Genomic DNA, 10,988 nt, shown 5'->3' with positions numbered 1-10,988 from the left:
TACGTCTCGGCCAACCGCGACGAGGACGTGTTCGCCGACCCGATGCGCTTCGACGTCGGCCGCGACCCCAACAAGCACCTGTCCTTCGGGCACGGTGTGCACTTCTGCCTCGGTGCGGCGCTGGCCCGGATGGAGATCAACAGCTTCTTCACCGAACTGGTGCCCCGGATCACATCCATCGAGTTGGCCGGCGAGCCCGAACTCATGGCCACCACCTTCGTCGGCGGCCTCAAGCACCTGCCGATCCGCTGCGAGCTGAGCTAACCGAAGAACGCTAGAAAAATTCAGCGGCGCGGTGCGCCAGCATCGCGATGGCGGCGTGCGGTCCCCGGCCGGGAACCGTCGGCAGTATCGAGCCGTCGACCACCGACAGCCCGTCCACGCCGAACACCCGGCACTGCGGATCGACGACCGTGCCGATCGGGGCGGTGCCGCAGAGGTGTTGCGAGGTCGACCAGACCGCTGCGCCGAGTTCGGTTGCACCGCGGGTTATTTCCGCCACCAGCTCGGCACCGCGGCGTAGGTCGGCGATGTCGGCGGGCTCGCTGTCGTAGCGGTGCTCGATACGGGGGGCGATGTCGGGGTCGGCCGACACCAATGTCAGCCGGCCCCGGGCCCGCGGGCGCATCAGAGCGACCCCGATATTCGGGGACGGCGATCCGAACCCGGTGGTGTAGGGCCGGACCTCCAGCACGTCGGTCACCAGGACGGCCTCCAGCACCGGATGGCCGTCGACGCCCTCCCAACCGGTGCTCATCACCCACTCCGGGTGGTCGGAAAACCGTTGTCCCGCCGGAAGGTCGGCGAGCACCGGGATGCCGAGGTCCGCCAAGTCCCGCGCCGGTCCGATCCCGGAGCTCAGCAGCAGATGAGCCGTCTGCACCGCACCGGCGCAGAGCACCACCCGGTCGGCGTGCAGCCGCACCGGCCCGTGCGGCCCTACGGCGTGCACCCCGACGACGCGGTGATCCGAGACGAGCAGGCCGGTCACCCGAACGCCGGTGAGCGCGGTGAGGTTGGGCCGGTCCAGGGCAGGCTCCAGGAAGACCGCCCCCGGACCGCGCCGGACGCCGTCGCCGATGTTCAGCGGCACCGCGGCAAGGCCCGGTGGGGTGTTGCTGCCGACCGGGTCGGCGTTGAGGTCGGGCAGCCACCGAAACCCGGCTGTTTCGGCAGCGGCAACGAACGCCGCTGTCGGGTCAGCGAATTCGCTCTCCCGGTGGGTGGCGATCCGGTGTTCGACGGCCCGGAAGTGCGGTTCGACGTCGACCCACGACCAGCCCGGCCCCACATCGTCGAAGTCGGCGGTCGGCGGCCGGCAGAAGTAGCCGCCGTTGACCGCTCCCGAGCCGCCAAGGCAGCAACCGCGCACGATCTCCGCCCACCGCGGCGGGTCGCCGGTGAGCGCGGTCGGGTAACGGCGGACCACCGGGCTGCCCGGCTCGATCGGCAGCACCGCCGCGGGGTCGGTCAGCGCCCGGATGGTGGGTTCGCGGCGGTCCGGGCCGGCCTCCAGCACCGTCACGCAGCGCGACGGGTCCGCCGAAAGGCGTTCGGCCAGAATCGAACCCGCGCTACCAGCGCCGACGATCAGGACGTCTGACGCGGTGCTCACCGCTTGATGTCGGGGCGCAGCGGCACGACGGTGCGCTGCCGGATCACTCCTGACCACAGCCCGGCGCCGTAGGCGAGGTCGTCGAGCCGTTGGAGCGCCATGTAACCGACCGGACCGATCGGTTTGCCGCCTTCGTCGGGCAGGCGACGGCGGGTCGCCCAGCCGTGGACCGCGTCGACCACCGCCGCGGCCGCCACCGCTCGCCGGCACCGCTTGGACAGCACCGCGCCGGCCACGGCGGCCGGCCAGTAGTGCCGGCACGCCGCCGTGGACAGTTGCACCGCGCCGTGACCCAGGCCGCGCGCGGCCAGCGTCGCGGCGTCGGGTGCGGTGACCCCGGTGTTACCGACGGTCTTGCTCACCTTGCGCGCGTACAGCCCGGCGAACACCGTGCCGGCCATCACGCCGGCTGCCGTGCCGGTGGCCAACGACGCCCAGGCCAGCAGGGAGAACAGCGGAATGACCACCGGTGCGATGTTGTCCGGGTGGCGCTGCGCCAGCGGTGCGGCCGACCCCCCGTAGAACGCCCTGCGCGCCAACCACTGTCGCAAATCGGTCCGGTGCTCATGAGCCACCAGAGCCACCGGTTCGTAACGCAGCCGCGAGCCGGTGTCCAGCAGCCGCCAGCACAGGTCCACGTCCTCGCCGGACCGCAGACCCTCGTCGAAGCCGCCGGCGGCGACCACCTCGGAGCGACGGCAGACGATCGCCGCACTGGGCACATAGGACACCGGCCCGTAGGGCACCACGGGCGCCTCCCGCTCGCCGAGGTCCAGCGCCGACCGCACCGCCTCGTAGCGGGCCACCACTCCGTCGTCGGCGTGCAGTGCCACGATGCGTGGGGCCACCAGCGCCACGGTGGGATCGCAGAAGTGGCCGAGCAGCGCTTCCAGCCAGCCCCGCCGGGGCAGCACGTCGGCGTCGAGGAAGGCTACGAATTCGGTGTGCGACCACGCCAAACCGGTGTTGCGGGCGGCCGAGGGTCCGCGGCTACTCGGGTGCCGCAGGATCTCGAGCTCACACAGGGCGCCGTCGAACAGGCTGTGGGTCAGCGGCTCGGCGGATCCGTCGTCGACGACGATCACCCGAAGTCCGCGCAGCGCCATCACCAGACGCTGCACCCCGGCGGCGTTGTCCCGCACCGGGATCACCACGGTGACGTCGCGGTAGGACGGGCCGCCCGCGGGTCTGGGGTGGGCGACGGTGGCGTCGAGCAGGGCGCGGGCCAGATCCGCGCTGGCGGCGTCGCGAACCTGAAGCCTGCCGTCGTCGAGCATGCTCTGGGCGGCCGGCGCCAGCCGCAGCAGCCGGGTCGGTGACCCGCCCAGCAGTGCCGAACCGGAGCCCAGCGTCTTCACCCGCCGGTCCACCTGGACGGCGAAGCCGTCGGGCAGCCGCGTCATCCCAGCATCCCGTCCGGCCCGGGCCGCCACTGGCGAATCCGGCCCAGGCAGTCGGCGACCATGTCGGCGAAGATCCGGGACCCCGCCGCGGCGGTGGCGGTGGTGGGATCGCCCAGCACACCGGACGGGCTGACCGCCGCGACACCACCACTGCGCAGAGCCGGCATCAGCTCGGCCAGCGGCGCGGTATTGCCCCGGACGCAGCGCTCGCGGCGCACCGCCTGCGGTGAAAGATGCAGCAGCAGTGAGGTTTCGGTATGCCCGGCATGGAAGTCGGCGGCCGAGTCGCCGGGCGCCGTCCTACCCACGCTGACCCAGCCGGCGTCACGCCCCTCCCGGCGCAACGTCGCGGTGGCCGACCGCAGCGCGTCGAGATTGCCGCCGTGGCCGTTGACGAACACCAGTCGCGGCGCCCACTCGCACGCCGAACGGGCGTACTCCGTCAACACCGCGGTCAGGGCCGCGGTGCCGATCGAGATGGTGCCGGGGAAACTCTGGTGCTCTCCGGATGCCCCGTACGGGATGGCCGGGGCGAGCAGGTGACCGAGTCGGGTGGCCACGCTGCCGGCAACGGCCGTCGCGATGCGGGTGTCGGTATCCAGTGGCAGGTGCGGACCGTGCTGTTCGGTCGAACCGACAGGCACCATCAGCACAGGCGCCGTGCCGTCGAGCTGGGAGTATGTGCACTCCCCCAGTTCGGTCCCGACGATCACTCCGCGATGGTAGACCGCGGCGCGCCGAGGGTTCTGGCAAATCCCGGCGGAATCAGGACATCATCGCGGGTGATGTCGTGAACCGACGATGCGCCCAGCCCGCGCAGCGCGGACTCGATGCCGCCGCTGAAGATGTCAAGCACGTTCTCCACACCCGCCTGGCCGGCCGCCGCCAGCCCCCACAGGTAGGCCCGGCCGATCATCACCGCCCGCGCGCCCAGCGCCAGCGCCTTCACCACGTCGCTGCCCCGGCGGACGCCGCCGTCGAGCAGCACCTCAACCTGGCCGCCGACGGCGTCGGCGATGGCCGGCAGCGCCCGGATGGTGGCCGGGGTTCCGTCGAGATTGTTTCCGCCGTGGTTGGACACTGAGATGGCCGTAACACCGGCGTCCACCGCGCGCCGGGCGTCGTCGACGCGCATCACGCCCTTGAGCATGAACGGCCCGCCCCACACCTCGCGCAACCAGGCGATGTCCTCCCAGGTGGGCGGCGGGGTGCCCATCCACTCGCCGTAGGCGGCGAAGAACGGCGGCCCGGCCGCGCCGCGCGGGCCCTGGTTGGGCGCGGTCAGCGTCGGGGGTTTGAGGGTCTTGGCCCATTCCAGGAACCAGCTGGGCCGCACCAGGCCCTGCGGGGACATCTTGATGGCGGTCTTGATGTCCATCTTCTCGGGGATCTTGGGGCTGCCCCAGTCCCGGCCGTGCGAGAAGCTCCAGTCGGTGGTGACGATCAGACCGACCGCACCTGCCGCGCGGGCGCGCTCGGCGCGCTCGGCGATCGCGTCGCGCCCGCCCAGCCAGTAGATCTGGAAGAAGGTCTTCGGGTTGGCCGCGATGACCTCTTCGATGGGCTTGCTGGCGAAAGACGACAACCCCATCGCGGTGCCGCGGGCAGCGGCGGCCCGCGCCACCGCCACCTCGCCGTCGGGGTGCACCGCCTGCACGCCGGTGGGTGAGATCAGCACCGGCAGGGCGATGTCCTGGCCCATCACCGTCGTGGCCAGGTCACGCTTGTCGGTGGCACCGATGACGTGCGGCGCGAAGCCCAACTCGGAGAACGCCTCGACGTTGTCGGAGTAGGTCAGACCCTTCTCACTGCCGGCCAGCAGGGCCGAGTAGACGGCCTTGGGCAGCCGCTTCTTGGCGCGCTCCTGCGCGACGGCGACGGTTTCGAACCAGAGATCACGAGCCATTAGACGGGGCTTTCGTTGCAGGGCTTGCTGGGGGCTTTGGCGGGTGGGCGGGCCAGGGTCAGCATCACGGTGCGGGAGTGGTCGACCCGCGGCCGGGGGGTCTCGCGGTCGGCGGCCAGCGCCGGGGCGCCGTACCCCTGGACGCATTCGGGATCAGGGCCGTCCATCGGCAGGCCGGTGAAGAATTTCGCCGCCATGCAGCCGCCCCGGCAGCTGTCGTAATGGCCGCAGCTGCCGCACGCGCCGGCCGACTGCGGGCGGCGCAGCTCGGTGAACAGTTCCGAATCCCGCCAGACCGGGCCGAAACCGCCGTCGGAGACGACGTTGCCGGCCAGGAAGCGGTCGTGGATGGCGAACGGGCAGGCGTACACGTCGCCTACCGGGTCGATCAGGCAGACCACCCGGCCGGCTCCGCACATGTTCAGCCCGGCCAGCGCGCCGGGCTCGCCGAGGCCGGACAGGTGGAAGAAAGAGTCGCCGGTGAGCACCCGCTCACCGTTGGCCACCAGCCAGTCGTACAGCTGTACCTGTTGGGCGGCGGTGGGGTGCAACTCGTCCCACACGTCGGCGCCCCGGCCCGACGGCCGCAGCCGGGTGATCCGCAGCGTCGCGTCGTAGCGGTCGGCCAGGGCTTTGAAGTCGTCGAGCTGATCGACGTTGTGCCGGGTGACGACCACCGAGATCTTGGGATTCGAATAACCTGCCGCGGCAAGGTTTTCCAGCGCCCGCACCGCCATCGCGAAGGAACCCGATCCGCGGACGGCGTCGTTGACGTCGGCGGTGGCGCCGTCCACCGAGATCTGGACGTCCACGTAGTCGCTGGCGGCCAGCCGGGCCGCGACCTCCGGCGTGATGCGAACACCGTTGGTGGAGAACTTCACTCCGACGTGGTGGGCGGTGGCGTAGTCCACCAGTTCCCAGAAGTCGGCCCGCACGGTGGGCTCGCCGCCACCGATGTTGACGTAGAACACCTGCATGCGCTCGAGCTCGTCGATGATCGCCTTGCACTGCTCGGTGGAGAGCTCACGCGGATCGCGCCGGCCCGACGAGGACAAGCAGTGCACGCAGGCCAGATTGCAGGCGTAGGTGAGCTCCCAGGTCAGGCAGATGGGGGCATCGAGGCCGCGCTCGAACGCAGCGATAAGTCCTGAAGTCATGGGACCTCTCCATTCACGGACACCAACATGTGGGAATCGGCGAGCACGCCGAGGGCGTGCAGGTAGGGCCCCTCGTCACCCGGCCCGACACCGGCGGCCGACAGTGCCGAGCCGACGTCGGGGTGGTCGGCCAGCGATTGGACGACGGCCAAGATGGTGCGGTTCTTCAGGAACGACAGCTTGCGGGTGCCGAAGTGGTAGAGCAGCGCGCCGAACGGCTCAGGGCGGATCGCCACCTGATGATGCAGGCGCAGGGTCAGCGTGCGGTCGATCAGTAGACCCCGCACATCCCGTCGATGGAGACCTCTTCGACCATGCTCTCGGCCACCAGTTCGGTTGCGGACCCGGTCTCGTTCTGGGTGTGCTCCATGCGGCACTCCTTTCCGTTGGGCGCTCTTCATAGTTCGGGCGATTGTCGACATTCGACCGTCAAGACGGCCAGAATATGGCATCAGATGCCGCAAAGGGAAGGTTTTTGTCGACGATGGGTACTGCACGGGTCGGGCGGCGCCGCTCCACCACGCCCGAGCAGATCGCCGACATCGCCCTGGACTTGTTCGTCGCCTACGGATTCGCCAGTGTCAGCGTCGATGACATCGCGGTCGGGGCAGGGATCTCGCGCCGGACCCTGTTCCGCTACTACGCGTCGAAGAACGCGATCCCGTGGGGCGACTTCGACGCACACCTGCGGCATTTCACGGCGCTGCTGGACGGCACCGACCCGGATCTGCCGCTGACAACCGCGCTGCGGGGGGCGCTCCTGGACTTCAACACCTTCGACGACTCCGAAGCCGCGCGGCATCGCCAGCGCATGCGGGTGATTCTGCAAACCCCCGAGCTGCAGGCCTACTCGATGACGATGTACGCCGGTTGGCGCGAGGTGGTGGCCCGATTCGTGGCTCGGCGCACCGACGCCGGCCCGCAGGACCTGACGCCGCAAACCGTCGCGTGGCTGATGCTGGGGGTGGCGCTGGCCGCCTACGAGTACTGGCTGGGCGACGAAACGGTGTCGCTGCGCCACGCCCTCGGCGCGGCCTTCGACGCGGCGGCGGCTGGGCTGTAGGCCCCGAGCACCGAGCTTCAGGAGCCGAGCACCTCGCCGATAGGCGCGCGAGCGGCGATCTTGGCGCGCGCCTTCATCACCTTGCCGGGCATGCCGCCGCCGACCACGCCGGACAGCACACCGTCACGTTCGTAGTAGGCCAGGAACTTGCGGCCGTCGTCCTCGACGACGTGCACCACGTCGCCGGCCTCCGGTTGGCCGAGGCACTGGATCTTGACGTCGTACTGGTCGCTCCAGAAGTACGGCACCACGGTCAAGGTCGGCACCTCGTTACTTCCCGGGCCGGCGCCCAGCATCGCCGGCACCAGCACGCGGGCCTGCTCGGCCACGTTGCTCCAATGCTCCACCCGCACCTGGCGACCGCTCGCGTCGCGCCAGGACGCGACATCGCCGAGCGCCCAGACGTGCGGCTCGCTGGTGCGGCCCACTTCGTCGCAGACCACGCCGTTGTCCAGCGCCACCCCGCTACCCACCAGCCAGTCGGTGGCCGGCCGGGACCCGATGCCGACGACGACCAGGTCGGCCTCGAGCACGGTGCTGTCGGTCAGCTCCACGGCGGTGACGTCGCCCTCGGCGGAACCGCGGACCTCGGCCACACCCACCCCGGTGCGCACGTCCACGCCCTCGTCGCGGTGCAGCCGGGCCACCAGCTGGCCGATCTGCTCGCCCAGCACGCCGGCCAGTGGGGCCGGCTGCGGTTCGACGAGAACCACATCAACCCCAAGACTGCGCAGGCTGGCGCCAACCTCGCAGCCGATGAAACCGCCGCCGACGATGACGGCCCGGCGCGCCGAGCCGGCGTGCTCGCGCAACTCCATGGCGTCGCCGAAGGAGCGCAGCACCCGGATACCGGCCAGATCGGGGAACGACGGGATGCGCTTGGGCACCAGACCGGTGGCGATCACGAGCTGGTCGTAGTCCAGTACGGTGCCGTCGGTCAGGGTCAGCGTCCGCGCGGCGGTGTCCAGCGACTGTGCGGCGGCCCCGAGCCGCAGCGCGATGTCGTTGTCGGCATAGAACTCGGCTGGCTTGAGCAGAACGTCGTCGAGCGCCTTCTCGGACTGCTGCAGCACGTCCTTGGACAGCGGCGGACGGTCGTAGGGCAGGTGCGGCTCGTCGCTGACGATGGCGACCGGATCGGTGTAGCCGGCCTTGCGCAGCTGCTCGGCGGTCCGCGCGGCTGCCAATCCGCCCCCGACTATGACGATCCCGCTGGCTTTGCCCACGAGGCTTTTCTTACACGATGGCTGGCTGGTCCCGTGGGGCGCGGTGGGCCTCAAGGACGCCCCGGTTTTGCCATGGAGGTTCGTTTCCCCCCGCTGGTTAGCGAGCGCGCCGGCCGAAGCGGGCCCATAATCTGCCTAGTCCCGCAAACTCAAAGGAGCCCGCGATGACGGCCCCGATACCTCTGACCGAACAGATGCTGCGCCGGCGCCCCGTGATCGGCGCACCGGTGGCCCATGGCGCGTCGGAGAACCTCAAGCGATCCATCGGCGTTTTCCAGCTGACCATGTTCGGCGTCGGCGCGACCGTCGGCACCGGCATCTTCTTCGTTCTCTCCCAAGCTGTTCCGAAAGCCGGACCGAGCGTCATCATCTCGTTCCTGGTCGCCGGGCTGGCCGCGGGGCTGGCCGCGATCTGCTACGCCGAGCTGGCCTCGGCGGTGCCGGTGTCCGGGTCCACCTACTCCTACGCCTACACCACCCTGGGCGAGGCGGTGGCGATGGGTGTGGCTGCCTGTCTGCTGCTGGAATACGGGGTGTCGACGGCCGCAGTGGCGGTGGGCTGGAGCCAGTACGTCAACAAACTGCTGGAGAACTTCCTCGGGTTCCGGCTGCCCGACGCGATATCGGCCGCACCCTGGGACGCCGAGCCCGGCATCGTCAATCTGCCCGCCGTGATTCTGGTGAGCTTGTGCGCGTTGCTGCTGATCCGAGGGGCCAGCGAATCGGCCAAGGTCAACGCCATCATGGTGATCATCAAGCTCAGCGTTCTGCTGATGTTCTCGGTGATCGCCTTCACCGCCTTCGACACCGATCGGTTCGCCGAATTCGCGCCGTTCGGCGTCGCGGGCGTCGGCGCCGCCGCGGGCACCATTTTCTTCTCCTACATCGGCCTGGACGCGGTCTCCACCGCCGGCGACGAGGTGAAGGACCCGCAGAAGACCATGCCCAAGGCCATCATCGCCGCCCTGCTCACGGTGACGACGGTTTATCTGCTGGTCGCCTTCGCCGCCCTCGGTGCGCAGGACTGGCCGGACTTCGAAGGCCAGAAAGCCGGCCTGGCCACCATCCTGGACAACGTCACCGGGGCCACCTACTGGGGCACCGTGCTGGCCGTCGGCGCGGTGATCTCAATCTTCTCGGTGACGCTGGTGACGCTCTACGGCCAGACCCGCATCCTGTTCGCGATGGGCCGCGATGGACTGCTGCCATCGATGTTCGCCAAAGTCGATCCGCGGTCGATGACCCCGGTCAACAACACCATCGTCGTGGCCATCGTGGTGTCCATCCTGGCTGGCTTCATCCCGCTGGACTACCTGGCCGACCTGGTGTCGATCGGCACCCTGACGGCGTTCATCGTGGTGGCCGTCGGCGTGGTGCTGCTGCGGCGCCGCGAGCCCGACCTGCCCCGCGGGTTCAAGGTGCCCGGGTACCCGGTGACACCGGCGCTAGCGATCATCGCCTGCGGCTACATCCTGTACAGCCTCTCCTGGCACACCTGGGTGGCTTTCGCACTGTGGGTCTCGGTGTTCCTGACGTTCTACTTCGTCTGGGGCCGTCACCACAGCGCGCTGAACCGTCCGGCAGCTCTCGACGTGGCCGGCGTCGAGGTCATCCACCCGCCACGGGATGTGCCGTGACCGTCGTCGTCGGCTACCTGGCCGGCAAGAGTGGGGCGGCGCCCCTGCATCTCGCGGTGGGGGCAGCGCGAACGCTACGCACCTCGCTGACCGTGGCGACGATCGTGCCCAAGCCGTGGACGTTCCCATCGCCCGCCCGGGTGGACGCCGAGTACGCGGCGTGGGCTGACCAGCTCGCCGCCGACTCGGCCCGGGAGGCGCAGCGCGAGCTCGCCGCACTCGGCGAGCCCGTCGAAGTCGCCTTCCACAGCCACGCGCACCGGTCGGCGTCCGGCGGCCTGACCGAGGTGGTCAACGAACTCGACGCCGAGGTATTAGTGCTGGGCTCGTCGGCGAGCGGGGCGCACGGACAGGTAGTGGTGGGCACCACCGCCGACCACCTGCTCCACTCGTGCCCGGCGCCCATCGCGATCGCGACGCGCGGCTACCGTATTCCCCGCGGAGGACGGCTGACCCGCATCACCTGCGGCTACCCCGGCACCCCGCAGTCGGTCGAGGTGGTGCGGCAGATGGCTGAGCTGGCGAAGCGGCTCGAGGTGCCACTGCGGGTCATCACCTTCGCGGTTCGTGGCCGCACCATGTACCCACCGGAAGTCGGCCTGCACGCCGAGGATTCGATCCTCTCGGCCTGGGAGAACCAGGCCGCCGAGCTGCTGGCGCAATTGCGGACCGACGGCATCGTGGACGAGGACGTCGAGCTGCAGGTAGTCAGCGGCAACGGCTGGGATCAGGCGCTCGACGACGCCGAGTGGCAGGAAGGCGAGATCCTGGCGCTGGGCACTTCCCCGCGGGACGGCATCGCGCGGGTGTTCCTCGGCTCGCGAGGGGCCAAGATTCTGCGGGTGAGTCCGGTGCCGGTGCTGGTGCTGCCGGGGTAGCTGCTCAGTACTTCATCACGCCCGACCCAATGGCGTGATTCAGTACTTCATCACGCCCGACCCAATGGCGTGATTCAGTACTTCATCACGCCCGACCCAATGG

The 10,988-nt window shown here is 70.0% G+C and carries 12 protein-coding genes; 4 read left to right on the top strand and 8 right to left on the bottom strand.

Translation table 11 applies throughout. From position 1 onward, the window contains the following. The coding region (locus ADBZ6I_RS12280) for a cytochrome P450 (protein ID WP_526384189.1) at positions 1 to 264 on the top strand (264 nt) is incomplete at its 5' end. Positions 265 to 274: 10 nt separating this feature from the next. Here the strand turns inward: ADBZ6I_RS12280 and mftG are convergent. The 7 genes from mftG to mftA are packed head-to-tail and all read right to left on the bottom strand — an operon-like array spanning position 275 to position 6,451. Further along, a complete protein-coding gene (mftG, locus tag ADBZ6I_RS12275; RefSeq protein ID WP_526384187.1) occupies positions 275 to 1,615 on the bottom strand; it encodes a mycofactocin dehydrogenase MftG in 1,341 nt (446 codons plus the stop codon). Further along, positions 1,612 to 3,018 (bottom strand): mycofactocin biosynthesis glycosyltransferase MftF, encoded by a 1,407-nt coding sequence (mftF, locus tag ADBZ6I_RS12270; protein WP_526384185.1) that lies wholly within the window; start codon positions 3,016 to 3,018, stop codon positions 1,612 to 1,614. The genes mftG and mftF overlap by 4 nt, the downstream gene beginning before the upstream one ends. Then, a complete protein-coding gene (mftE, locus tag ADBZ6I_RS12265; protein WP_526384193.1) occupies positions 3,015 to 3,773 on the bottom strand; it encodes a mycofactocin biosynthesis peptidyl-dipeptidase MftE in 759 nt (252 codons plus the stop codon). The genes mftF and mftE overlap by 4 nt, the downstream gene beginning before the upstream one ends. Further along, complete coding sequence (mftD, locus tag ADBZ6I_RS12260) at positions 3,728 to 4,924, bottom strand: pre-mycofactocin synthase MftD (protein ID WP_526384183.1); 1,197 nt, start codon at positions 4,922 to 4,924, stop codon at positions 3,728 to 3,730. The genes mftE and mftD overlap by 46 nt, the downstream gene beginning before the upstream one ends. Beyond that, complete coding sequence (gene mftC / locus ADBZ6I_RS12255; RefSeq protein WP_526384181.1) at positions 4,924 to 6,081, bottom strand: mycofactocin radical SAM maturase; 1,158 nt, start codon at positions 6,079 to 6,081, stop codon at positions 4,924 to 4,926. The genes mftD and mftC overlap by 1 nt, the downstream gene beginning before the upstream one ends. After that, entirely contained in the window at positions 6,078 to 6,368 is a 291-nt protein-coding gene (gene mftB, locus ADBZ6I_RS12250) for a mycofactocin biosynthesis chaperone MftB (protein WP_526384191.1), read from the bottom strand. Before mftB ends, mftC begins: the two co-directional genes overlap by 4 nt. Continuing rightward, complete coding sequence (gene mftA / locus ADBZ6I_RS12245) at positions 6,353 to 6,451, bottom strand: mycofactocin precursor MftA (protein ID WP_526384179.1); 99 nt, start codon at positions 6,449 to 6,451, stop codon at positions 6,353 to 6,355. The genes mftB and mftA overlap by 16 nt, the downstream gene beginning before the upstream one ends. Positions 6,452 to 6,565: 114 nt before the next feature. On the opposite strand from mftA, the gene mftR reads away from it, so the two are divergent. After that, positions 6,566 to 7,144 carry a mycofactocin system transcriptional regulator MftR gene (mftR, locus tag ADBZ6I_RS12240; RefSeq protein WP_526384177.1) on the top strand — a complete coding sequence of 193 codons (579 nt, stop codon included), beginning with the start codon at positions 6,566 to 6,568 and terminating at the stop codon, positions 7,142 to 7,144. 17 nt (positions 7,145 to 7,161) lie between these two features. Here the strand turns inward: mftR and ADBZ6I_RS12235 are convergent, their stop codons facing one another. Beyond that, a complete protein-coding gene (locus ADBZ6I_RS12235; RefSeq protein ID WP_526384175.1) occupies positions 7,162 to 8,370 on the bottom strand; it encodes an NAD(P)/FAD-dependent oxidoreductase in 1,209 nt (402 codons plus the stop codon). A gap of 164 nt (positions 8,371 to 8,534) precedes the next feature. Here ADBZ6I_RS12235 and ADBZ6I_RS12230 point away from each other — a divergent pair, with 164 nt between their 5' ends. Together ADBZ6I_RS12230 and ADBZ6I_RS12225 are read left to right on the top strand one after the other, a co-directional pair. Continuing rightward, the gene (locus tag ADBZ6I_RS12230) at positions 8,535 to 10,007 is read left to right on the top strand and encodes an amino acid permease (protein WP_526384173.1); all 1,473 of its coding nucleotides are present in this window, start codon (positions 8,535 to 8,537) and stop codon (positions 10,005 to 10,007) included. After that, the gene (locus ADBZ6I_RS12225) at positions 10,004 to 10,885 is read left to right on the top strand and encodes a universal stress protein (protein ID WP_526384171.1); all 882 of its coding nucleotides are present in this window, start codon (positions 10,004 to 10,006) and stop codon (positions 10,883 to 10,885) included. Before ADBZ6I_RS12230 ends, ADBZ6I_RS12225 begins: the two co-directional genes overlap by 4 nt. The last annotated feature ends 103 nt before the right edge of the window (positions 10,886 to 10,988 follow it).

The sequence above is a fragment of the Mycobacterium sp. genome (assembly GCF_044342925.1).
Taxonomy (GTDB): Bacteria; Actinomycetota; Actinomycetes; order Mycobacteriales; family Mycobacteriaceae; genus Mycobacterium.
Note: the sequence above shows the minus strand (reverse complement) of the source record. Positions and strands in the feature narration are given on the sequence as shown.